At 70.3% G+C, this 21,125-nt stretch carries 23 protein-coding genes and 1 pseudogene; 10 read left to right on the top strand and 14 right to left on the bottom strand.

What is annotated here, in order from left to right; all coding sequences use genetic code 11:
• Window positions 1-287 (bottom strand): cellulose binding domain-containing protein (locus CUT39_RS20760; RefSeq protein ID WP_198587026.1); only part of this gene is annotated, 287 nt, incomplete at its 3' end.
• 241 nt (window positions 288-528) lie between these two features.
• Between CUT39_RS20760 and CUT39_RS21775 the strand changes: the two are divergent.
• A pseudogene (locus CUT39_RS21775) lies at window positions 529-645 on the top strand (IS5/IS1182 family transposase); the annotation flags it as partial.
• 328 nt (window positions 646-973) lie between these two features.
• On the opposite strand, the gene CUT39_RS10075 reads toward CUT39_RS21775, so the two are convergent.
• From CUT39_RS10075 to CUT39_RS10055, 5 genes are all read right to left on the bottom strand, one after another.
• The gene (locus CUT39_RS10075) at window positions 974-2,011 is read right to left on the bottom strand and encodes a fatty acid desaturase family protein (protein WP_100446097.1); all 1,038 of its coding nucleotides are present in this window, start codon (window positions 2,009-2,011) and stop codon (window positions 974-976) included.
• 152 nt (window positions 2,012-2,163) lie between these two features.
• Complete coding sequence (locus CUT39_RS10070; protein WP_100446095.1) at window positions 2,164-2,523, bottom strand: hypothetical protein; 360 nt, start codon at window positions 2,521-2,523, stop codon at window positions 2,164-2,166.
• Window positions 2,524-2,944: 421 nt separating this feature from the next.
• Entirely contained in the window at window positions 2,945-3,328 is a 384-nt protein-coding gene (locus CUT39_RS10065) for a hypothetical protein (protein ID WP_157930588.1), read from the bottom strand.
• Between the two features lie 8 nt (window positions 3,329-3,336).
• A complete protein-coding gene (locus CUT39_RS10060; protein ID WP_100446090.1) occupies window positions 3,337-3,627 on the bottom strand; it encodes a hypothetical protein in 291 nt (96 codons plus the stop codon).
• Complete coding sequence (locus CUT39_RS10055) at window positions 3,624-3,986, bottom strand: hypothetical protein (protein WP_157930587.1); 363 nt, start codon at window positions 3,984-3,986, stop codon at window positions 3,624-3,626. Before CUT39_RS10055 ends, CUT39_RS10060 begins: the two co-directional genes overlap by 4 nt.
• 718 nt (window positions 3,987-4,704) lie before the next feature.
• Between CUT39_RS10055 and CUT39_RS10050 the strand changes: the two genes are divergently transcribed.
• The 4 genes from CUT39_RS10050 to CUT39_RS10035 are packed head-to-tail and all read left to right on the top strand — an operon-like array spanning window position 4,705 to window position 8,188.
• A complete protein-coding gene (locus tag CUT39_RS10050) occupies window positions 4,705-5,661 on the top strand; it encodes an ABC transporter ATP-binding protein (protein ID WP_100446086.1) in 957 nt (318 codons plus the stop codon).
• Window positions 5,658-6,461, top strand: coding sequence for an ABC transporter permease (locus tag CUT39_RS10045; protein WP_100446084.1), 804 nt, complete (start codon window positions 5,658-5,660; stop codon window positions 6,459-6,461). The genes CUT39_RS10050 and CUT39_RS10045 overlap by 4 nt, the downstream gene beginning before the upstream one ends.
• Before the next feature lie 8 nt (window positions 6,462-6,469).
• Window positions 6,470-7,267 carry an ABC transporter permease gene (locus tag CUT39_RS10040; protein WP_100446082.1) on the top strand — a complete coding sequence of 266 codons (798 nt, stop codon included), beginning with the start codon at window positions 6,470-6,472 and terminating at the stop codon, window positions 7,265-7,267.
• A 51-nt stretch (window positions 7,268-7,318) separates the two neighbouring features.
• Window positions 7,319-8,188 carry a ThuA domain-containing protein gene (locus CUT39_RS10035; RefSeq protein ID WP_100446080.1) on the top strand — a complete coding sequence of 290 codons (870 nt, stop codon included), beginning with the start codon at window positions 7,319-7,321 and terminating at the stop codon, window positions 8,186-8,188.
• A gap of 22 nt (window positions 8,189-8,210) precedes the next feature.
• On the opposite strand, the gene CUT39_RS10030 is transcribed toward CUT39_RS10035, so the two are convergent.
• A complete protein-coding gene (locus CUT39_RS10030; RefSeq protein WP_100446078.1) occupies window positions 8,211-8,741 on the bottom strand; it encodes a carbonic anhydrase in 531 nt (176 codons plus the stop codon).
• Window positions 8,742-8,804: 63 nt separating this feature from the next.
• On the opposite strand from CUT39_RS10030, the gene CUT39_RS10025 reads away from it, so the two are divergent.
• From CUT39_RS10025 to CUT39_RS10015, 3 genes are read left to right on the top strand one after another with little or no spacing between them, the layout of a single operon-like run.
• Window positions 8,805-9,254, top strand: a complete 450-nt coding sequence (locus CUT39_RS10025) for a MarR family winged helix-turn-helix transcriptional regulator (protein WP_100446076.1) — start codon at window positions 8,805-8,807, stop codon at window positions 9,252-9,254.
• 41 nt (window positions 9,255-9,295) lie between these two features.
• Window positions 9,296-9,547 carry a hypothetical protein gene (locus tag CUT39_RS10020; protein ID WP_100446074.1) on the top strand — a complete coding sequence of 84 codons (252 nt, stop codon included), beginning with the start codon at window positions 9,296-9,298 and terminating at the stop codon, window positions 9,545-9,547.
• A gap of 43 nt (window positions 9,548-9,590) precedes the next feature.
• Window positions 9,591-9,965, top strand: a complete 375-nt coding sequence (locus tag CUT39_RS10015) for a hypothetical protein (RefSeq protein ID WP_100446072.1) — start codon at window positions 9,591-9,593, stop codon at window positions 9,963-9,965.
• A 209-nt stretch (window positions 9,966-10,174) separates the two neighbouring features.
• Here the strand turns inward: CUT39_RS10015 and CUT39_RS10010 are convergent, their stop codons facing one another.
• Both CUT39_RS10010 and CUT39_RS10005 read right to left on the bottom strand, forming a co-directional pair.
• Entirely contained in the window at window positions 10,175-11,050 is an 876-nt protein-coding gene (locus CUT39_RS10010; protein WP_100446070.1) for a hypothetical protein, read from the bottom strand.
• Window positions 11,051-11,624: 574 nt separating this feature from the next.
• Window positions 11,625-12,221 (bottom strand): pyridoxamine 5'-phosphate oxidase family protein, encoded by a 597-nt coding sequence (locus CUT39_RS10005; RefSeq protein ID WP_100446068.1) that lies wholly within the window; start codon window positions 12,219-12,221, stop codon window positions 11,625-11,627.
• 46 nt (window positions 12,222-12,267) lie between these two features.
• On the opposite strand from CUT39_RS10005, the gene CUT39_RS10000 reads away from it, so the two are divergent.
• The gene (locus CUT39_RS10000) at window positions 12,268-13,578 is read left to right on the top strand and encodes an aminotransferase class I/II-fold pyridoxal phosphate-dependent enzyme (RefSeq protein ID WP_100446066.1); all 1,311 of its coding nucleotides are present in this window, start codon (window positions 12,268-12,270) and stop codon (window positions 13,576-13,578) included.
• 25 nt (window positions 13,579-13,603) lie between these two features.
• A complete protein-coding gene (locus CUT39_RS09995) occupies window positions 13,604-14,863 on the top strand; it encodes an MFS transporter (protein WP_100446064.1) in 1,260 nt (419 codons plus the stop codon).
• Here CUT39_RS09995 and CUT39_RS09990 read toward each other — a convergent pair.
• The 5 genes from CUT39_RS09990 to CUT39_RS09975 are packed head-to-tail and all read right to left on the bottom strand — an operon-like array spanning window position 14,857 to window position 20,732.
• A complete protein-coding gene (locus CUT39_RS09990) occupies window positions 14,857-15,639 on the bottom strand; it encodes an SDR family NAD(P)-dependent oxidoreductase (RefSeq protein ID WP_198587025.1) in 783 nt (260 codons plus the stop codon). The two genes, CUT39_RS09995 and CUT39_RS09990, sit on opposite strands and share 7 nt — an antisense overlap.
• Window positions 15,640-15,671: 32 nt before the next feature.
• Window positions 15,672-17,429 carry an IucA/IucC family protein gene (locus tag CUT39_RS09985; protein WP_198587024.1) on the bottom strand — a complete coding sequence of 586 codons (1,758 nt, stop codon included), beginning with the start codon at window positions 17,427-17,429 and terminating at the stop codon, window positions 15,672-15,674.
• On the bottom strand, window positions 17,426-18,007 hold the full coding sequence (locus CUT39_RS20755; protein ID WP_198587023.1) for a GNAT family N-acetyltransferase: 582 nt from the start codon (window positions 18,005-18,007) through the stop codon (window positions 17,426-17,428). Before CUT39_RS20755 ends, CUT39_RS09985 begins: the two co-directional genes overlap by 4 nt.
• A complete protein-coding gene (locus CUT39_RS09980) occupies window positions 18,004-19,284 on the bottom strand; it encodes a lysine N(6)-hydroxylase/L-ornithine N(5)-oxygenase family protein (RefSeq protein WP_100446060.1) in 1,281 nt (426 codons plus the stop codon). The genes CUT39_RS20755 and CUT39_RS09980 overlap by 4 nt, the downstream gene beginning before the upstream one ends.
• Window positions 19,281-20,732, bottom strand: coding sequence for a pyridoxal phosphate-dependent decarboxylase family protein (locus CUT39_RS09975; RefSeq protein WP_269799158.1), 1,452 nt, complete (start codon window positions 20,730-20,732; stop codon window positions 19,281-19,283). Before CUT39_RS09975 ends, CUT39_RS09980 begins: the two co-directional genes overlap by 4 nt.
• Between the last annotated feature and the right edge of the window lie 393 nt (window positions 20,733-21,125).

Raw genomic sequence — 21,125 nt, 5'->3', positions numbered from 1 at the left:
TCGACCGAGGCGCCCGAGGGGAAGTCCCACTGGATCTGCCAGCCGTCGATGGGCTCGTCGGCGGTGATGGTGATGTTGGCCTGGAAGCCCGAGCCCCATTCGTTGGTGACGTTGTAGTCGACTTCGCAGCCGTCCTCGGCCGATGCCGGGTCCGCCGAGGTGATGGTCAGGGCGGTGGCGCCGAGCGCGGCCACGGCCAGGCCGGTGACGGCGAGGTACCGGTGCCGGAAGCGCCGGCTCGGGGGCCGGGCCGGGTCGGCGGCCGGTTCGCGACGGTGAACGGTCATCTGTGGTCACTCCGTTCGGGAAGAGGCGTCTTCGAACTGGTGGAGCGCTCCCAGTCAAGGGGCGCGGCGCACCGACACGGCGGGAACCTGCGGGCGCATCCATCGAAATATCGAATTAAATCGATATAATCCGTCAGCGTACACGCTGCCGCGAGGTGAGGCAATGGACCGGGACCGGATAGCGTGCCCGCACGCGAGTGCCGTCAGAACCGTTCCGGACCCGGGTTCCCGACCTGAATCAGAACGCGGCCGACCCAGACGACACCGCAGGGTCGTCCAGGCCGACCGCGGCTACGACCACGACAAGTACCGAAGACAGCTCCACTGCATCGGCTGCGCCCTGGTCTGCTGGAGACGACTTGAACAAATGAGTTGAGAACTCTAAGTCGGGCCGGTCCTGCGATTCGTCGCCCTCGCCGGCCTCGACCGGCTCGACCTCCAGCAGTGCGTCCCCGCGGGAGCGCTTCGCCAGGGTCAGTCCGACGGTGACACCGGCCGCCGCCACCAGGGCCGCGCCGCCGATGATGAGGTAAAAGGTCCTGCTGTCCATGATGTCTCCGTTCTCGGGAATGGGAGGGCGGTGCCGATTCCGGTACCGCCCATATTCGTGCCACAGTATCGAACCGGTGCCCTCCACGGGGGACCCCGGCGCACCCGGGAGGCGGGCGGCATCCCGCCGCCTCCGCTCAGACCCGCGCCGCGGCCCGGCCCTCGCGGATCGGCTCCCCCGAAGCGTGCATGGAGCGCAGGGCCTCGACGTGCGAGGCGAGGAAGCCCGTCTCGCAGTAGTCGATGCCCTTCTCATCGCAGTACTCGCGCACGATCGGCCGGGCCTGCCGCAGGAACGGGCTGGCCATGGCCGGGAACAGGTGGTGCTCGATCTGGTAGTTCAGCCCGCCCAGGGCGAGGTCGGTGAACCGCCCGCCCCGCACGTTTCGCGAGGTCAAGACCTGCTTGCGCAGGAAGTCGAGGTTCGAATCGTCGCCGATGAGCGGCATGCCCTTGTGGTTCGGGGCGAAGATCGACCCCATGTAGATGCCCCACACCGCCTTGTGCACCAGGATGAACAGGACCGCCTTGCCCGGGGACAGGACGGTGAACAGGAAGGTCAGGTAGGCGGCGAAGTGGATCGCCAGGAACGCCGCCTCCACCCCGCGGTTCCGCAACCCGGGCTTGGCGACCGACTTGACCCCCGAGAAATGCAGGTTGAACCCTTCGAGCGTCAGCAGCGGATAGAACAGGAACGCCTGGTAGCCGCCGATGAAGCGGGTGACGCCCTCCACCAGGCGGGCCTGGCGCTGCGACCAGATCACCACCCCCGGCTGGACGTCCGGGTCCAGTTCCTCGTGGTTGGGGTTGGCGTGGTGCCGGGTGTGCTTGTCCTGCCACCAGCCGTAGCCCATGCCGTTGACCAGATTGCCGACGACGTAGCCGGCCCGCTCGGACGGCACACGCCTGCGGAAGACCTGGCGGTGGGCCAGGTCGTGCCCCAGCAGCGCCACCTGGCCGCTGATCAGGCCCATCGCGAGCGCCACCAGGAGCTGGAGCCAGGTGTCACCGAGGAGGAAGAACGTCGTCCATGCGGCGATCACGACCGCGCCGACCAGGCTGAAGCGAATCGCGTAGTACACCGGTCGGCGCCGCATCAGACCCGCCTCGTTGATCCGGCGGGACAGCGCGGCGAAGTCGCTGCCGCTTCGAGGAGGCGCAGTGGCGGTCGGCATGTCGGCGGTTCCGATCCAGTAGGGTGACCCGTTTTCGCATCTCAAGCCTCCCTTCAGAACCTGTGTCCTGTCGCTACCGCAGGCACGCCAATCGCCGGTAGTGCTGGCCCCACCTCCGCAGGGGGGCTTGGACCGCTCCCGAAACGGGCGCGCTAAGCGACCGGGCGCGTTGCTGCCGCTGACCTCCCCTCTGGGTCGGCCTGCGCGCGGTTGTAGTGGCCGATCGCGGCGCGGAGGAGTGCTTCTCTCGCCTCGGCGGCCCAGTGTGCCTGCTGGGGGTTGACCAGCATCCAGCCGCGGCGGTCGTCGGCGTCGATGTCGAGCGCGAGGCCGACGTCCCGGGGTTCGAGCTCGTCGGTGCAGACGACGACCCGCCCGGCGGCCAGGTCGGCCCAGAAGCGGAGCGGACGCCCGGCGACGACGGCGGCGTCCCAGTTGCGCCCTTCCCGCCGGATCGGGGCGTAGGCCCGCGGCTGGAGGGCCGGGGCCCGTGGGTTGGTGTCGGTGCCCATGTAGGTGGGTTCTGTCCTTTCTGTTGTTTTCCGGTTTCGTATGAAATGGCAAGCTCTGCGGCGGAGCCGCACCCTTTGCAGCCGGGGTCCCTTGGCCCGTGGTGGTGGTGCGGTGCCGCGACGTCCGTTGCCGAATGGTGGCCCCGATGGGAATCCCCGACTCGGAGGCGGCGTGAGGCTGGAAGCAGCCCCACAAGCCATGGGGGACAAAAGGATGAGGCTCCAGCCGTCGCCCCACCGGCCATAGGGGACCCCTGGGGGGTCCGCCCGTCGCCGACCTGCCGCAGGAGGCACGAGGATGAGGGTCCGACCCTCGCCCCGGCGGCCTTAGGGGACCCCAAGCTGCAAAGGGATGGGCTCCGCCCATGAGCTTGCCCGCTCACTGCACGGCGCCGTCCCGCGCCCGTACGGACCACCATGCTCAGTCGTCCCGACCGGTCCGGCGCGGTGTGAAGCGCACGCGCCATTGGGCGGCGCGGCCTTTGGGCCTGGCCTCGCGGATGGCGCCGTGGTCGGTGCAGTTCCAGTAGCAGGCGACGGCCAGTTGCACGATCCGGTCGGCGCGGTCGCCGTGCTCGGCCCAGTCGCCCTGGCCGGCCACGGGGACGTACACCGGGCCGGTCGTGGCCAGGCGCACCACCGCCCCGACCGGTTGGAACTTCCGGCGCACGTCGCAGACGTAGAGCTTGTCGGCCCCGCCATCGCTGAGGAACAGCTCCAGGGCGTGGCCGTCGATGACGACTTCGGCGATCTTGTCGCCGGTCGGTGCCCCCAAGTGCCGGGCGGCCTTGTCGGGTTCGGTCATGAACTCGTTCATTCTTTGCAGTCGCGGAACGTGTCGAGCCAGATGCGGACGCCCGCGGCGATGAGGGGGCCGGAATGGGTTCCGGCCCAGTCGGCGTGGGCCGGTTCGGACAGCACCAGGCGAGGCGAGTCGCCGTCGAGTCCGACCACGGACCCGAGTCCGGGCGGGTTTTGTGCGCACAGCAGCAGCCGGAGGCGGTCCTGGCCGATGGGCCAGGAGTACTGGACGAGGCGGCCGTCGACGCTTTCGACGCCGAGGACGGGGAGCCCGGCCGTGTCGGTATCGGTGTGCGTCCTCATGCGGCACGGCCCGGGGCGATCGCTGCGGCCGGTCGTCGCCGTCCGTCGAGCCCGGGCGGGATGGGGACGATCAGGTATCGGGACCCGTCGGGGCGGGTGTGGAGGCCGGGCGCGTTCGGATCCGGCTCGGGCGGCTCGGTCGGGGGCGTGGTGGTCCGCGGTTCGGACTCCCCGTCGCAGTCCTGGTCTTCCAGGTCGTCTCTGTCGGTGAAGTAGGCGGTCCATGCCAGGCCGGAGGCGAGAGCGGCGAGCATGAGGTAGGCAAGACCGAGCAGTTGCAGCAGCCGTCTGCCGCCTGTGCGACGTTCGGCCTCGCCGGACGCCACCGAAGCGGTCTTCGGGGACGTCGGCGCTGGCACCGGCTCGGGTTCGGGCTGCTCGAATGAGATGCGCCAGGCATAGGACGGTTCGGGCTCGGGTACGGGCCGAGGCGGACGACGCGCCGAATGCGGCACGGGCCTCCCGGCCGGAAGCCTCCAGGGCTCCCATGGGGCCCGAGGGCGCGGTGCGTCGGGCTTGGCGGGGCGCGCCCAAGTCGGGGTAGCAGACGTGGGACGAGCAGCGGTCCACTCGATCGAGGCGGCATTTCGCTCTGTTGCGCGGGCCGGTTTTTGGCGTAGGCTGACAGAGACCAAGGGAGGTATTCCTTCCGTTGGTTTGGGGGCGGCCCGCCGGACTGTTTGGCGATAGAAGGGCGGGCCGCCGACTGACTATTCAGTTTTCGCGCAGGGGCGCGTGTCGAAACTGTGGCATCGGGGCCAGATCCGAGTCAAGGACGACACGCCCAGCCGTGCGAAAATTGCCCAGACGCAACACGGGGCCGGGAGAGCGAAGCCCTCGGTCCCGCGACGTGTTCACAGAGCTCCCGCCCAACACTCGGCCCTGGACGAAGCCGAGGACGATGTCGGCGGTGACGTCTCACACTGTGTCAACTTCCCTCGCGCCAGCCCCTACTGCCCAGGCAAAGAAGTCGAACCCGGCCGCGATCACCCGGAACGCCCTACGACGTCCAGCGCGGTCGCAACGAGGCCGCAAACGGTTGGTCGATCGCGGTGCCGACGATCTAGGCTCGGCTCCATGCCGGTAGACGAGAACGAGATATTGGTGCGCGCCCACGGGCTCCGCAAACGCTACGGGGACTTCGAGGCGGTGCGCGGCGTCGACTTCGAGATACGCCGCGGGGAGGCCTTCGGCTTCCTCGGCGCCAACGGCGCCGGCAAGTCCACCACCATGCGGATGATCGGCTGCGTCTCCGAACCGAGCGACGGCGCCCTCGACCTGTTCGGCCTCGACCCGCACACCGACGGCCCCGCGATCCGGGCCCGCCTCGGCGTCGTTCCCCAGGACAACACCCTCGACAACATGCTCACCGTGTTCGAGAACCTCACCGTCTACGCCGGCTACTTCGGCATCAAACGCCGCACCGCCGCCCGCCGGGCCGCCGAACTGCTCGAATTCGTGCAGCTCACCGCCCGCTCCCGCGACAAGGTCGACGACCTCTCCGGCGGCATGCAGCGCCGCCTCGCCATCGCCAGGTCCCTGATCAACGAACCCGACCTGGCCCTGCTCGACGAACCCACCACCGGCCTCGACCCGCAGGCCCGCCACCTGCTGTGGGAACGGCTCTTCCAGCTTAAGCAGCGCGGCGTCTCCATCGTCCTGACCACCCACTACATGGACGAGGCCGAGCAGCTCTGCGACCGCCTCGTGATCATGGACGAGGGCCGGATCATCGCCTCCGGCTCTCCCCGCGAGCTGATCGACACCCACGTCACCAAGGAAGTGGTCGAACTCCGCTACGGCGGCCTCCACACCACCGACCTGGCCGACATCGCCCGCACCCTCGACGGCATCGGCTCCCAGGTCGAGGCGCTGCCCGACCGCATCCTCGTCTACACCGACGACGGCGACGACACCACCGCCGCCCTGGAGGCCCGCGACGTCAGCCCCACCTCGGTGCTCGCCCGCCGCGCCACCCTCGAAGACGTCTTCCTCCGCCTCACCGGCCGCGCCCTCGGAGAGGACGACGGATGAGCGGCACCGCCGCCACCGCCGCCCCCGGCCCCGCCGCCGCGGCCTGGCGCGCCTTCCAACTGCAACTGACCCTCTACCGCCACACCTGGCACGGCACCGTGTTCTCCTCGGTCGTGCTGCCGCTCCTCTACATGATCAGCATCGGCATCGGCGTCGGCTCCTACATCGAATCCGGCGCCACCGGCGGCATCACCTACGCCGAGTTCATCGCCCCCGGCCTGGTGTGCGCGGTCGCGGTCATGATGCTCGGCGGCGACATGGTCTACCCCGTCTTCGGCGGCTACAAGGAATGGGGCGGCGCCTACCTCGCCCAGCGCGCCACTCCGCTGCGCCCGGTCGACATCCTCAACGGCCACCTGCTCTACGCCGTCGCCTTCCGGCCCCTGACCGCCTGCACCGTCGTCGCGCTCGTCCTGGCCGGATTCGGGGTCTACACCTCCGCCTGGGCCGCCCTGGCGGTCCCGGCCGCGGCCGCCGTCTCGGCCGCGTTCGCACCCTGGTTGTTCGCCTGGTGCTCCAGCCTCAAGAACGACGCCATGCTCAACGCCGTGTTCCGCTTCGCGATCATGCCGGTCATGCTCTTCTCCGGCGTGTTCTTCCCGGCCGAGCAGATGCCCGGCTTCCTCCAGCCGCTGGTGTGGGCCTCGCCGCTGTGGCACGGCACCGAACTGGCCCGTGCCGCCACCGCCGGGTTCGGCACCGCGCTCCCGCCCGCGGCGCACCTGGCCTACCTCGCCGTCCTCGCCGTCGGCGGCTGGCTCGCGGCCAGGCGCGTCATCGTCCGCCGACTGTCGTTCTAGGAGCACCCGTGTCCGTCATCGCCTACGGCCTCTTCCGCACCCGGCTCGGACCCTCCCGCGCCATGCTGTCCCGCAACTGGGTCGCGATGCGCCGCGCCTGGGTCCTGGTCGCCTCCGGCGGCGTCGAATCGCTGCTGTTCCTGTTCGCCTTCGGCTTCGGCGTCGGGGCCCTGGTCGGCGACATCACCCTCCCCGGCGGCCGCACCATCTCCTACACCGCCTACGTCGCCCCGGCGATCCTGGCCAACGCCGCCATGATGGGCACGCTCCTGGAGACCTCCATCAACGTCTTCGCCAAATTCAAGTGGATGAAGGTCTACGACGGCGTACTCGCCACCCCCATGCGGCCCTGGGACATCGCCCTCGGCGAAGTCTGGTGGGCCCTGATCCGCGGCGGCGTCTACGTCGCCATGTTCGTGATCGCCATGGGCGCGTTCGGCCTGCTCGAGTCGGTGTGGTCGGTCCTGGCCGTCCCGGCCGCGGTCTTCATCGGCCTGGCCTTCTCCGGCATCGGTCTCACCCTCGCCACCGTCTTCCGCAACTGGCCCGACTTCGACTGGATGATGGCCATCGTGTTCGCCATGTTCCTGTTCGGCGGCACCTTCACCCCCGTGGAGTCCTACCCGGGCTTCGCGCAGCCGCTGGTATACGCGATGCCGCTCTACCACGGCATCGAGCTGGTCCGCGGGATCAGCCTCGGCGAGCTCGGCCCCATGATGGCGGTCAACGTCCTCTACCTGTGCGCGCTGGCGCTGGCCGGGACCTGGATCGCCCAGCGCCGCCTGGCCAAGGCCCTGTACAAGTAAGCGCCCCGGCCTGGAGGCGCGCCGGAGCGGCTCCCCCGATAGGGTGGTCGGGTGAGCAACCCGCTGCGACGCTGCCTGATCGTCCTGCTGGCCTTCGCGACCGTGTTCGCGCCGGCGGCGGCCGCCCATGCCGCCGACGGCCCGCGCGTGCTGGTGGTCACCGCCGGCACCGGGGACGCCGAAGTGGCCGACTACGCGGTCGAGCGCCTGGGCATGGAGGCCCGGCGCTGGAACTTCGAGCTGGTCGAGGGCGGACCGGGCGACCTGGACGACCTGTCGGGCATCGACGTGGTCATGTTCCTCAACACCTCCGGCGACATCCTCGGCCCCGACCGGCAGGAGACGCTCCGGTCGTTCGTGGAAGGCGGCGGCGGCCTGGTCGGCACCCACTCGGCGGCCGTGACCGAGCCCGACTGGCCGTGGTGGGACGAGACGCTCGGCGCCTCGGCGATCGACCCGCCCACCGACCCGGCCTCGAAGCAGAACCTCAGCATCGCGTCCGAATCGCCCATCACCTCGGGCATCGACGAGGACCTGGAGCTGACCGAGCGCTGGTACTACTTCGACCCCCAGCCTTCGGAGTCCGACGCCCAGGTGCTGGCGCAGATGGACTCCGAGGACCCGGCCGCCTGGACCGGCCCGGACCACAACGTGTTCTACTCCGTGCCCGGCGGGGCCCACGACACCTGGGGCGAGCGGGACTTCCTGCAACTGATCCGCCAGGCGATCTGGTGGGCCGCCGGCGAGAGCCGCGAGATGGTCCAGTACACCGGCGACGCCGCCCCGACCTGGCCCTACACCCTGACGTTCGTGGTGTTCGTGGCGGCCGTCGCCGGCGGCGGCTCGATCGCGGTGTGGCGCCTGGACAGCGCCGAACCGCCCGAGGACCCCGACCGGGGAGCCGCCCCCGAACCGGCCTAGCGCGGCCGCGGCGGGCGGGGCGCTACGCCGAAGCGTCCGCGATCGTCTCGACCAGTCCGGTGGCCAGGTCGTACACGTGTCCCGACACCGTCACCAGGGAAGGCAGGAGTTCGGAGGTGCGGAGGCGTTCGACGTCGGCGCGCACGGTGGCGGCGGGGTCGGTGACGGCCCGCTCGGCCAGGCGCGCGGGCTCGGCGCCGACGAGGTCGGCGAAGCTCTCCCGGAAGGCGTCGTCGGCTAGAAACCGGGTGCCGCAGTCGGTGTGGTGGACGACCGCGACTTCGAACGGCGGCGCCTGGTCGCCGCCGATGTGCTCGAAGAGGTGGGCGATGTAGGCGACCTCCTCGATGGTCTCCCGGGCGACCCGGCCGCCGGTGTTGCGCAGGACCATGGCGTCGCCGTGGCCGACGCCGAGGAAGGCCGCCGGGTCGACGCGGAAGTCGAGGCAGGTGATGATCATGGCCTGCTGCCGGGGGATGATTTCGACGTCGGCGTGGGCGCCGGAGGCGGCGAATTCGCGGTTCCGGGTGAGCAGGGCGTCGATCGGTGGCATGAGTGGCTCCGGATTCTCGGTGAGCGATAATGTTGTACATACACTAGTGCAAGGAAGTTGTATATGCAACAAGATGCGGAAGAGCTGGCGCAGGCGATGCGCCAAGGCTGCCTCGGCGTGCGCATCGGGCGGCTCCACCGGCTCGTGTCCCGGCGGTTCGATCTCGCGCTGCGACCGCTCGGCCTGACCCTCCCGCAGCTCGAGATCCTCGCGGCCCTGCAGATCGGCGGCCGCCTGAAACCCGGCGCGATCGCCGACGCGCTCGCGGTCGAGCGGTCGACGATCAGCCGGAACCTCTCCCGCATGGAGGGCCAGGGCTGGATCAGGGTGGAGTCCGCCCCCTCCGGGTACTCCAAGGCCGCCGAACTCACCGACGCCGGTGCCGAAGTCCTCGCCGGAGCCGGGGACGCCTGGAACCGGACCCAGGAGGCCGTGCTCGAGCTGCTGGGATCGGACTCGCCGGCGGTCCTCGACGGCTGGCTCGCACAGCTCTCCAAAGCCGGTGACGGCTGACGCCGGCGGCGCATAACCCTCGAATTCCAGTCAGCGGACTGATGGTGAACATCGGACGGCCGCAGCGGAGGGTCCTGGTCGCCATCGGCCTCGCGGGGACGGCCGCGGTCGGCTGCGCGCCGGGTACGGACGGCTCCGACGGCCCGGACGAACCGAGCGGAAGCGGGACCGCGACCGAGCCGGCGGTCCCGGTGAATTACTGCGAAACCCTGGCGGCCGAACTCCTCCCCGACCGAACCGACCCGGACGAGTACCGGATCGACGCTGCCTGGGGCACCGGCTCGACCAGGTGACCCGTACATCTGCGAGGCCGAACCGCGGGATGTCTATGCCGCGATGGCCGCGGGCCGGGACGCGGTCGAATGGAAGTTGAGCGTCAGGCTCATCGGCCCCGATGCGCCCGAGCGGGACGAGTACCCCGAGATCCCCGAGCCGCTCGATTCCGACGAGCGGGATTGGGGCGAATTTTGCCACTACTCCGAACTGGTCTCGGGGCCGATGGAGTGCGAGGCCACCGGCTGCGAAGGCGCCGAACAGGTGGAGGTGCGGATGTACGACTCGGAGTTCCTGGGCTTCCACCGGGACTTGGCCTTCTACGCGGAGGTGCAGTACTACTCCACGGCGCCTCGCGACGAGGCCGAGCAGGTCGGCGGGCAGTACGCCGCGGACCTGTTCGACGGTTTCGCGACCTCGGCCGACCGGGACCTCTGACGCGGACGCCGCGGCGGCGGCCGCGTAGCGGCCGGTTCGCAGCCCGTGCTCCCACCGATCGCCTGCGGGCGGCGTCCGGACCCAGGTTGATACGGACCGTTCGGCTACCCTCACCAGACACCAGAAGGCCAGCATGTCAGGAACGGCCGGAGCAATACGATTCCGTGCCACCCTCCGTGGCATAGTTTGCGACCGGATCTGTAGTCCACCTACTCGCCAAGCACGGTGTCTTGCTGAATCATGTCCTGTGCCCGGGAACTGAACTCCTCGGCGAGCTCTTGGAAGGCGAAGAATTCATCCTCGTTCGCCTCAATCGATTCGCGGAGCAGTCGAGTCGCGATCTCCTTGTGTTGCTCGTTGAGATCCAGTTCTTCTGTGCAGAGTGCATCCGAGACGGCAAGGTCCTTCTGCCGTTGGTCGAATTCATCCGTCGTGATCGTTCCGAAGATGTGCTCCTGCTGAAGGTCGAAAATGGAATAGTAATTGACGTCGCTGTATCCGGCCTCCTCCATGCAGGCAGCCCAGTCTTCCTCCAGCCGCTTGAATTCCGGGTCCTCCTGAGGGTTGATCCCGTTTGCGGCTGCCGCCTGCGCGGCGTTCCATTCAGGCTGCCGACCATCGAAGAGCTTCTCTCTCACTAGACCGTTGCATCCGCTGGAGTGCTCCCCGACAAATTCTCGTAGGCCATCCGGGTGAAAACCACTCGTTGCCACCGCTTCATCGGACACCTCTCCACTGTCCAGGAGTTCAAGCGCATAGTCACCGCTTCTAGCGACATTGTTCACGAGCTGCTCGATTTCGGAATGAGTGGTATCTGCTTCGTCCAGCTCGTGTTCGAAATTCTCAACAAGATAGAAGTCGGGGTAGCGCTTCGAGTAACCGAATTCCTCAGCCTCTTCCAGGGAGACGCGCTCCTTGAGTACCGTCAGGTAGTCGTTCACGTCGTTGCTCTCGTTGGGAGTGGCGACATCAGGTAGATACTCGTCTTTCAAGCCGAGGTCGGTCAAGCATATATTGATCAGCCGATCAACCTCGTTCTCAACCTCGGCAAGCGCATCGATGTTGCCCATATAGGTTGCGAGCATCTCTTCATTCGTGTAATCCCGCGAAGTGTCAGTACATCCGGTCAGTGAAACGGCAATGACCGATGCTGAAGCTGCAAGAGCGAATGGATTAACGCGAGAAGGCCTGTGCATCACACTTCACCTGCACTATGTTGACTTGTAACTTTCCTGAGAATGGGTTGTACGCTGTCCAATGGCGAGCATTGGGATTGATGTACGGTGGCATCGTTGTCGTCGCACAGGTTGCTGGCCAAGGGGTCCGCCTCTCCTTCCTGGAGGGCTCGCAAGGGTACGGTGTCGGAGGCACCCATGGGCCAAGATAGAGCCTGTTGGTCCTCGATCCGTCAGTGCCCCTTGGTCTACCGGCGGTGTCACAGTAGTGCTGTCAATGCCGCTCGGTTGAGCCGTCGGTGATGATGTCAACGCTGAGGCTGTAGACCCGGGATCTGTAGTGTTTGACCTGGTCGGGTCTCCGCGAAGTCGTCCGCGAAGGGCCGCTGGATTGACGGGACCGAATGGGCGATCGTCACCGGGGCTGTAAGCCGCTTTCACGCCGCCCCGGGCGCGGGGCCTCAGACCGCACGGGACCGAGCGCTCAGAGCCGCCCGGTGACGACGGTCGCGACCTCGGCCACGCCGTTGCGGTAGGGCAGCTCCTCGTCCTCGGGCTCCTCCTTCGGCGGTCCCGACCGCTGCTTGACCGAGACCTCGCTCAGCGTCATCCCCAGGATCGCCACCGACGCGTCCTCTCTGGCGCTCGGCTCCCGCGAGCGGTTCGCCCGCCCCGGCGACATCCGCTCGATCAGCGTCCGCATCGCGATCCAGCGCTCGTGGTCGTCGCGGACCGGCAGCGCCGGGCCGTGGGCGACGACGCTGCGGTAGTTCATGGAGTGGTGCGCCCAGGACTTGGCGTAGACCAGGCCGTCGACGATCGTGGCCGTCAGGCTCACCTCGACCCCGTCGCGCCCGGCCAGCCCCAGCCCGCTCCCGGTCGAACCGTGGAGGTAGAGCGTGTTGCCAAGTCGCGCATGGAAGATGGGTAGCACGCGCGGTGCGCCGTCCGGGGCCGCGAACGCGACGTCGCAGTACAGGGCCTCGTCGAGGATCTGGAACGCGGCGGCCTTCTCGTAGGTGACGCGGTCGCGCGCCCGCCGGGGTGTGGTGCGGTCGGTCCGGGGGAACTGAGCGCTCATCGGGGGACTCCCATTCGCGATTTTGTATTGATACAATAATCTCGTTATGACGGTACAGTATCAAATCACCGGGGCCTCCGCCAACGAAATAGCGGCGAGCATCGAAGTGGGCGTACGCGACGGCCACCTCAAAGCCGGCAGCGCGCTCCCCACCGTCCGAAAGCTCGCCGCCGAACTCGGCGTCGCCGCCGGCACCGTCGCCGCCGCCTACCGCCGGCTCCGCCAGCGCGGCGTCGTCGAAACCGGCGGCCGCGCCGGCACCTTCGTCCGCGAACGCTCCGCCTTCACCCCCTCCGGCACCCTCGCCGTCCCGCCCGGCGCGATCGACCTCGCCAACGGCGAACCCGACCCCCGGCTCCTGCCCGACCTCCAAGCACTCGCCCACCGCGTCACCCTCGGCCACGTCGGCTACCGCGACGGCGGACCCTGCCCCGCCCTGCTCGACCTCGGCCGCGACCGCCTGGCCGCCGACGGCGTCCACGGCGAACTCACCGTCACCTCCGGCGCCCTCGACGCCGTCGAACGCGGCCTCGCCGCCCGCCTCGCCCCCGGCGACACCGTCGCCCTCGAAGAACCGGTCTGGTCCAACATCCGCGACCTGGTGCTCGCCTGCGGCTACCGGATCACCCCCGTCGCCGTCGACGGCGACGGCCCCGACCCGGCCGAACTCGACCGCGCCCTCGCCGCCGGCGCCCGCGCCTTCATCGTCACCGGCCGCGGCCAGAATCCCACCGGCGCCGCCGTCGACGCCGCCCGCGCCGACGCCCTCCGCGAGGTCATCGGCGCCCACCCCGGCGTGTTCGTCATCGAGGACGACCACTGGGCCGAACTCTCGCAGGTGCCGCTGCACCCGGTCGCCACCGCCGCCCAGCGCTGGCTGTTCGTCCGCTCCACCTCCAAGCCCTACGGCCCCGACCTGCGCTGCGCCCTCGTCGCCGCCGACGGCGACACCAAGGCCCGCCTCCAGGGCCGCATGGCCCTCGCCCACGGCTGGGTCTCGAACATCCTGCAGCACTTCGTCATCGCCGCATGGGAAGACCCCGACGCCGCCGCGGCCGTCGAACGCGCCCGCCGGATCTACATCGAACGCCAGGCGGCGATGCGCGAGGCCCTGGCCGCCCAAGGCATCACCGCCTTCGGCCACACCGGACTCAACCTGTGGGTACCGGTCTCCGACGAGACCGCCGCCGTCATCGCCCTGCGCGACGCCGGCTACGCCGTCGCGCCCGGCCGCGCCTACACCCAGCGCGGCCTCCAGGGCATCCGCATCAGCACCGGGCGGCTCGACCCGGCGCTGGCCCCACGCATCGCCGAGGTCATCGCCTCGGCGACCGGACCGGCGGCCCCGCCGGTCTGAGAACTCCGGAAAGGAACTCCCCCCGATGACCGCCACCTCGACACCCCCGGACACGTCCGCGCTGCAGCGGCGCACGCTCGGCGTCCTGTTCGGCTCCCAGGTCCTCGGCGGTCTCGCCGTGGGCATCGGAGTCGCCGTCGGCGCCCTCCTCATCCAGGACATGACCGGCTCCAGCACCTACGCCGGGCTCGGCCAGAGCCTGTTCGTCGGCGGCTCGGCCCTGGTCGTCATCCCCGCCGTCCGCATCACCGAGCGGCTCGGCCGCCGCGGCGGCCTGGCCTTCGGCTACCTCTGCGCGGTCGCCGGCGCCGCGGTCGTGGTCGCCGCCATCCACATCGGCAGCGCGACGCTGGCCGTCGGCGGCTACTTCCTGCTCGGCAGCGCCTCCTACGCGGGCCTGCAGTCGCGGTACGCCGCCGCCGACCTGTCGCCGCCGAACCGGCGCGGCTCGCACCTGTCGCTGATCCTGTGGGCCACCACGCTCGGCAGCGTCACCGGCCCGATGCTGGCCGCCTTCGCCAATGCGGCCTGGGTCGACTGGTTCGGCGGCCGCGACTACGCCGGCTCAATGGTGGCCATCGGTGCGCTCTGCCTGGTGACCGCCGCGTTCATCTCGGCGCTGCTGCGGCCCGACCCGCTGCTGGCCGCCCGCGAGATCAGCGGCGAGGCCCAGGCTCCGAAACGTTCGGTCGCCGACGGGATGCGCATGGCCCGCCGCAACATCGACGTCCGCACCGGCGTCGTCGCCGCCGCCCTGGGCCACTTCGTGATGGTCGGGGTCATGGCCATGACCGCCCTGCACATCCGCGACGGCGTACCCGACCTGAGCGAGGCGCTCTCCGTGGTCGGCGTCGTCATCGGCCTCCACATCGGTGCCATGTACGCCTTCTCACCGGTGTTCGGCCGGCTCGCCGACCGCTTCGGCCCCCGGGCGGTCCTGGCCTTCGGCGTCGCCACCCTGGTGGCCGCCTGCGCGACCGCCGGTTCGGCGGCGGTGACCGACCACGTCCGGATCACGGTCGGCCTGGTCCTGCTCGGGATCGGCTGGTCGGCCATGACCGTCTCGGCCGCGACCCTGGTCACCGGCGCGGTGAGTCCGGCCGAGCGGCCCTCCACACAGGGCTTCTCGGACATGGTGATGGGCCTGGCCGCCATGCTCTCCGGGATCGCCTCCGGCCCGATCGTGGAGTACCTGGGGTACGGGATGCTCAACCTGGCGTGCGCGGCCGCCGCCCTGGCCGTGGTGCCGTTCCTGCTCAGGCGCAGGCCGGTGGCCGCTCAGTAGCCGAAGGCGGTGGGGGCGTTCTGGCCGGCGTCGACCGGGACGACCGCGCCGTTGACCGCGCGGGCCCCGTCCGAGAGCAGGAAGGCCACCACCGCGGCCACGTCGTCCGGGTCCACCAGCTCGCCGCCGGGGAACTCCCGCCGGAACGCCTCGTACTCCTCCGGGCTGTCGGTGCGCATCCGGTCCCACCTGCGGCCGGGCACCAGCATCGAGCCCGGGGCGACGGCGTTGACCCGGACGCCCCGGGCGCCGAGGTCCCGGGCGAGGATCGCGGCGGCGTGGTCGAGCGCGGCCTTGGTGGCCCCGTAAGCGAGACCGGGCGCGGGCTTGGCGCCCGAGATCGAGGAGACCAGGACCGCCGCGCCGCCGGTCCGTTCGAGCTGCGGGGTCGCCGCCCGCAGCGGCGTCATCGCCCCGACCACGTTCACGCTCCAGGTGTACTGCCAATCCTCCGGGGAGGTGTCCTCGAGGTGGGTGCCGCGGCCGCCGCCGGCGTTCGCCACGACCCCGGCGAGGTCGCCGAGGCGCTTGGCGGCGTCGGCGACGAACTCGGCGGCGGCCAACTCGTCGGTCACGTCCACCGCCCGGGAGAAGACCGTCACGCCGTAGTCCTTGCGGAGCTCGTCGGCTACCTCGTTCAGCGGGGCGGCGTTCCGGGCGCACAGCGCCAGCGGCGCCCGGACCGAGGCGAGCAGCGTGGCCGTCGCCAGGCCGAGACCGTGGCTGGCTCCGGTGATCAGGACGGGGCGGTCGAAGAAATCGTAATCAGGAGTCACATACTCCATCATGCAAAGTGCCGTCACCCCGCCTACCGGGCGAGCGGGTTGTCCAACTCGCCCTGGTAGATCAGGCTCTCCTCCTGGTTCTCCAGGTCCACCATCTGCCGGTTGTCCCGCAACTGGAGCCGGTTGAGGCAGGAGCGCCGGAACCGCTCGGCGAACAGGTCGTACCGCTCGAACGCCGCCGACAGCTCCGGGTGCTCGTCCTGGTAGCGCCGCAGCACCGCCGCGGCGGTGCGCCAGAAGTCGTCCTGGTCGAGCACGCCGTCGGTGTGCAGGATCGCCGCCAGGAAGCGCAGGAAGGAGTCGACCACGTCGGTGAGGATCGACAGGGCCGCCACGTCGTCGGGCACCTGGCCGCACACGCGCTCGGCCTCCGGCGGCACCGGCACCGCGAGCGGCTCGATCAGGCCGATCTCCTCGCCGATGTCCTTGAGGTACACCCGCTCCACCGCGCCGTCGCGCAGCGCCAGGATCACGTTCTCGCCGTGCGGCATGAACACCAGGCCGTACCGGTACAGGCAGTGCGCCAGGGGCACCAGGTAGGCCTCCAGGTAGCGCTCCAGCCACGCCTCCGGCGCCAGCCCCGAGCGCCCGATCAGCGCCGAGGCGAACGGGCGCCCCGCGGCGTCGACGTGGAGCAGCGAGGCCATCGTGGCGGCGCGCTCCCCCTCGTCCAGGTCGGGCACCGGGCTCTCGCGCCACAGCGCCGCCAGCATCTTGCGGTACGGCGAGCCCTTGGGTGCGGCCGCGGAGTAGGCCGGGTGGCGGTAGCCGACCGCGGCGCGCTCGCGCAGGACCGTCACCCGCGACTTCCGCAGCACCGGGTCGCCGCCGACCAGGTCGGCTGTGAACTCGCTGATCGCGGGCGTCACCTCCATGTACTCGGTGGACAGTCCGCGCATGAAGCCCATGTTCAGCACCGACAGCGCGGTCTTGACGTAGTCGGCCCCGGGCCGGGTCCGGTTGAAGAAGGTCCGGATCGACTGCTGCGCCTGGTGGTCGTCGCCGCCCTCGCCGAGGGGGATGAGACGCCCCTCGGCGACCTCGGCGGCGAAGGTGGTGGCGATCTTGTTGCGCCACTGCCACGGATGGACCGGGATCAGGTGGACGTCGTCGAAGCCGAGGCCGCGCTCGGCCAGGGCGGCCGCGAACCGTTCGCGGGAGGCGTCGTCGAGCTGGGTCTCGACCAGCCAGCGGTGGTCGAGGCCCGGTGCGGCGGTGAACATCGCGTACCGGCGGGGCGCCGCCAGCCACAGCAGCCGCACGGCCGCGCCGGACTCGGGGGCGAAGGCGCGGTGGTCGTCGGCGGTGAATCCCAGGCGGCCCGACCCGGCCACGAAGCACGGGTGCCCGCCGGTCATGGCCGCCTCGATCCGCTGGAAGTCGGCGTCGACCAGTTCCTCCGCGGTCGGCTGCGGCGTCGCGAGCTGATAGGCGCCCCGGTCGAGCGTGCTGGCGACCTCCTCGAGGTAGACCGGCAGGACCTCCTCACTCAGCCCCAGCTCGTCGGCGAAGGCGATGAAGAACGCGGCGGCGTCCAGCGGCAGTCCGCCGCCGTCGGCGTCCTCGCGGCGCAGCGAGCCGGGTTCGACCGCCCAGTGGTCGAGCGCGAGCCGCGCGGCCCGGAACCGGTAGCGCTCGTCGGCGGCGGACAGCTCCCAGCCCTCCCCGCGGCGCGCCGGCGTCAGGAGCCGCTCGTGGGCGAACTCGCCGATGGCCTTGGCCAGGAGGTTCGCCGTGGCCCGGCGCCAGTGCGCCGGGCGGAGGTGCTCGATCGCGTTCATCGGGTCGCTCCCTTCGCTTCGGACCGTTCGAAGTCCGTCCGGGTGCAGAAGCTCAGCAGCCCCCGCTTGCCGGCCAGCGGGACGGTCCGCTCGGGGCGGAAGCCGACGTACTCGTTGAGGCGGTGGATCGCCTCGTTCTCCACGTCGGGCTCGACCACGACCCGCTTCGCCGCGCAGCCCTCGAACAGCAGGCGCATGACCGCGGTGATCACGCCCCTGGTGAACCCGGGGATGGGCCGCTGGGCCGGGGCGGTGAGGACGTGCATGCCGAGGTCGCCTTCGGCGACGTCGTAGGCCGCGGCGAGCTCGGAGTGGGCCGGGTCGTACACCTCGGCCAGGAACCGGGCCCGGTACCCGAACAGCCCGAGGTAGGCCCGGTGGTGGTCGCTGGCGGCGATGGCCTCGTGCTCGGCCCACACGTCGGCGACGCTCGCCTGCTGCATCATCCAGTACGTCGACTTCGGATGCGTCACCCACTCGTGGAGCAGCGGCGCGTCGGTGGCCGGGTCGACCAGGCGCATGCCGAAGTCGCCGAGGCGCTCGTCGATGCAGTGGAAGGACTCGGGGGCGTCGATCATGGGGCCTCCTCAGGGGCGGCGAATTCCTGGAACGTGGTGCTCCGCTCGATCGGATAGACCTCGCGGCCGGTCATGGCGCGGATGATCCACGAGTTGCGGTACGCGGCCATGCCGAGGTCGGGGGTGACGAAGCCGTGGGTGGGCAGCTCGGCGTTCTGCACGAACACCTCGCCGCGCCCGGCGGCGTCGACGCTGTAGTCGCGGCGGGCATCGAGGCGGCCGGCCCCGTCGAAGCGGAGCCGGTCGGCCACGCCGTCGAGGAAGCCGGGGACGCGGTGCCGGTAGCCGGTTGCGAGCACCAGGCCCTCGGTCCGCAGCTCGAAGTCGCGGTCCTGCTCGTGCTGCTTGAGCCCCAGGGTGATCCGGTCGTCGCCGGAGGCCTTCTCGACGCTGCAGTTGGTGAACAGGCGGGTGGGAACCGAACCGAGCTCGAACCGTTTGCGGTACAGCAGGTCGTAGATCTCGTCGATGTCGTCGGAGTTGATGCCCTTGTACAGTCCCTTCTGGCTCGCGTTGAGCTCCTCGCGCCTGGCCGCGGGCAGGGAGTGGAAGTAGTCGACGTAGTCGGGGCTGGTCATCTCCAGGGTGAGCTTGGTGTACTCGAGCGGGAAGAACCTCGGCGAGCGGGTCACCCAGTTCAGCTCGTACCCGCCGGTGTCGATGTCGGCCAGCAGGTCCCGGTAGACCTCGGCGGCGCTCTGGCCCGAGCCGACGACGGTGACGCTGCCGCACTCCCGCAGCCGGTCACGGTGCTCCAGGTAGGACGAGGCGTGGCAGACGGCCGGGCCGGTCAGGTCCCGGCAGGCCGGCGGCACCCACGGCGGCGTGCCGGTCCCCACCACCAGGCGGCGGGCGCGGTCGACGCGCTCGCCGCCTGGTCCGCGGCTGCGCACCGCGTAGGCCTCGCCGTCCCATTCGACGCCGGTCGCCTCCCGCTCGAATTCGAGGTTGTCGAGCTGCGAGGCCGCCCAGCGCAGGTAGTCCTGGAACTCGCCGCGGAGCTGGAAGAACGATTCGCGGATGTAGAACGGGTAGATCCGGCCGCGCTGCTTGAGGTAGTTCAGGAACGAGTACGGCGAGGTGGGGTCGGCCAGGGTCACCAGGTCGGCCATGAACGGCACCTGCATGGTGGTGCCCTCGATCAGCATGCCCGGATGCCAGTCAACGTCGGGTTTGCGCTCCAGGAAGACCCCGTCGAGCTCGGCGATCGGATCGGTCAGGCAGGCCAGGCCGAGGTTGAACGGCCCCAGGCCGATGCCGATGAAGTCGCGGATCACGCCGCCTCCCCGATCGCCGCGGCCCGCGCCGCGAGCGCCTCCAGGACCGGCACCACCTCGGCCGGCCCGGTGTCGGGGTTGAGCAGTGTGAGCTTGAGCGCCCAGCGCCCGTCGACGCGGGTAGCGGCCACCATGCCCTCGCCGGAGGCGGCGACCGCCTCGCGGGCGAGCGGCTGGACCTCGTCGGCGACGCCCTCGACGCGGAACAGCACCGTGGACAGTTCCGAGGGGCCGGCCGCGGTCGTGAACCTCGGGTCGGCCTCCAGGTGCGCCCAGATCTCGCCGGCCAGCGCGCAGACCCGGTCGAACATGGCTCCGATCGCGTCCGGACCGATCGATCGCAGCGTCATCCACAGCTTCAGCGCGTCCAGGCGCCGGGTGGTCTGGAGGCTCTTGTCGACCTGGTTGGGGTGCAACGCCTCGGCCGGGTTGAGGTAGTCGGCGTGGTGGGCGACGTGCCGCAGGGAGCCGCGGTCGCGCACGACCACCGCCGAGGAGCTGACCGGCTGGAAGAACGCCTTGTGGTAGTCGACGGTGACCGAGTCGGCGCGTTCGACCCCGTCGAGCCGGTCGCGCCGGGTGGGGGAGACCAGGAGGCCGCAGCCGTAGGCGGCGTCGACGTGGAGCCAGACCCGGTGCGACTCGCACACCTCGGCGACGGCCTCGAGCGGGTCGATCGATCCGAAGTCGGTGGTGCCGGCGGTGGCGACGACCGCGGCCGGGACGAGTCCTTCGCCGCGGCAGGTTTCGAGGGCCGCGTCGAGGGCTCGCGGGTTCATGCGGCGGTCGGCGTCGGCCGGGACGGTGATGACGGCGTCCTCGCCGAGGCCGAGCAGGCGGGCGGCCTTGACCACGCTGAAGTGGCTGTGGGCGGAGGCGAACAGTCGCAGGCGGGGGAGTACCTCGGCCCCGCGCGGCGGGTGCTGGCTGTTCTTGACCACGTATTCGACCGCTTCGTCGCGCGCCAGTAGGAGCGCCTGCAGGTTCGACTGGGTGCCGCCGGAGGTGAAGACGCCGTCGGCGTCGGGGCCGTAGCCGATGCGCCGGGCGGTCCAGCCGATGAGGTGCTGCTCGATGAGGGTGCCGCCGGCGCTCTGGTCCCAGGTGTCCACTGAGGTGTTGACCGAGGCGAGGATGGTCTCGGCGGCCACGGCCGGGAGCGCGACCGGGCAGTTGAGGTGGGCGAGGTAGCGCGGGTGGTGGAACCAGACCGCGTCGCGCAGGTAGAGCGCGTCGATCTCGTCCAGCGCGTCGTCGAGGCCCGGCAGCGGCCGGTCGAGGTCGACCGCCTCGATCTGCGGCCGCAGCTCGGACGGGGCGATGCCGGTGGCGGGGCGGTCGACCGTGGCGAATCGCTCTGCGATGCGCCCGGACACTTGGGAGATGAGGTGCCGGTAGGTGTCGGCGGTCGCGCGGTTCAGCAGGGTCGGCGGGGTGCTGGTCACCACTGAGGTACGTCCTTTCGTTGCCGGGGCCGTTCGCGGACTCCGGTGTGTGACGCAGGTTAGCCTAACCTAATTGCCGGGTCTCGTACAGGGGCGATCCCAAAGGGTGAGGTTCTGCACTGTCGGGACGCAACCGTCCAAGATCGGTATCCCGCCCGGTCATGCCGCCGCCCGCAATGTGGAGCGAGACGGTCAGTCAACGCATACCAGGATCTCCCACTCTTTTCTCCCCCGCAAGGAGTCTCGCCGTGACCGCAGCCCCCGTCCACAGCCTCCTGCCCCGGTCGGGCAAGCTCTGCGGCGGAGCCGCACCCTTTGCAGCCGTGAGGTCCCCTGTGGCCTAAGTCGCGTACCGCCCTCGGGCCAGGGGGCCACCGGCTGCAAAGGGACGGGCTC

The organism is Glycomyces xiaoerkulensis, from assembly GCF_002798405.1.
Lineage (GTDB): Bacteria > Actinomycetota > Actinomycetes > Mycobacteriales > Micromonosporaceae > Glycomyces > Glycomyces xiaoerkulensis.
Note: the sequence above shows the minus strand (reverse complement) of the source record. Positions and strands in the feature narration are given on the sequence as shown.

Excerpts from the sequence above, each read along its gene's own strand:
- CUT39_RS10075 (WP_100446097.1), bottom strand. The coding sequence starts at position 2,011 with ATGCCGACCGCCACTGCGCCTCCTCGAAGCGGCAGCGACTTCGCCGCG.
- CUT39_RS10060 (WP_100446090.1), bottom strand. The coding sequence starts at position 3,627 with ATGAGGACGCACACCGATACCGACACGGCCGGGCTCCCCGTCCTCGGC.
- CUT39_RS10025 (WP_100446076.1), top strand. The coding sequence starts at position 8,805 with ATGCAACAAGATGCGGAAGAGCTGGCGCAGGCGATGCGCCAAGGCTGC.
- CUT39_RS20755 (WP_198587023.1), bottom strand. The coding sequence starts at position 18,007 with ATGATCGACGCCCCCGAGTCCTTCCACTGCATCGACGAGCGCCTCGGC.
- CUT39_RS10065 (WP_157930588.1), bottom strand. The coding sequence starts at position 3,328 with ATGACCGAACCCGACAAGGCCGCCCGGCACTTGGGGGCACCGACCGGC.
- CUT39_RS10030 (WP_100446078.1), bottom strand. The coding sequence starts at position 8,741 with ATGCCACCGATCGACGCCCTGCTCACCCGGAACCGCGAATTCGCCGCC.
- CUT39_RS09995 (WP_100446064.1), top strand. The coding sequence starts at position 13,604 with ATGACCGCCACCTCGACACCCCCGGACACGTCCGCGCTGCAGCGGCGC.
- CUT39_RS10045 (WP_100446084.1), top strand. The coding sequence starts at position 5,658 with ATGAGCGGCACCGCCGCCACCGCCGCCCCCGGCCCCGCCGCCGCGGCC.
- CUT39_RS10070 (WP_100446095.1), bottom strand. The coding sequence starts at position 2,523 with ATGGGCACCGACACCAACCCACGGGCCCCGGCCCTCCAGCCGCGGGCC.
- CUT39_RS10000 (WP_100446066.1), top strand. The coding sequence starts at position 12,268 with ATGACGGTACAGTATCAAATCACCGGGGCCTCCGCCAACGAAATAGCG.
- CUT39_RS10020 (WP_100446074.1), top strand. The coding sequence starts at position 9,296 with ATGGTGAACATCGGACGGCCGCAGCGGAGGGTCCTGGTCGCCATCGGC.
- CUT39_RS10050 (WP_100446086.1), top strand. The coding sequence starts at position 4,705 with ATGCCGGTAGACGAGAACGAGATATTGGTGCGCGCCCACGGGCTCCGC.
- CUT39_RS10005 (WP_100446068.1), bottom strand. The coding sequence starts at position 12,221 with ATGAGCGCTCAGTTCCCCCGGACCGACCGCACCACACCCCGGCGGGCG.
- CUT39_RS10015 (WP_100446072.1), top strand. The coding sequence starts at position 9,591 with ATGGCCGCGGGCCGGGACGCGGTCGAATGGAAGTTGAGCGTCAGGCTC.
- CUT39_RS09985 (WP_198587024.1), bottom strand. The coding sequence starts at position 17,429 with ATGAACGCGATCGAGCACCTCCGCCCGGCGCACTGGCGCCGGGCCACG.
- CUT39_RS10010 (WP_100446070.1), bottom strand. The coding sequence starts at position 11,050 with ATGCTCGCAACCTATATGGGCAACATCGATGCGCTTGCCGAGGTTGAG.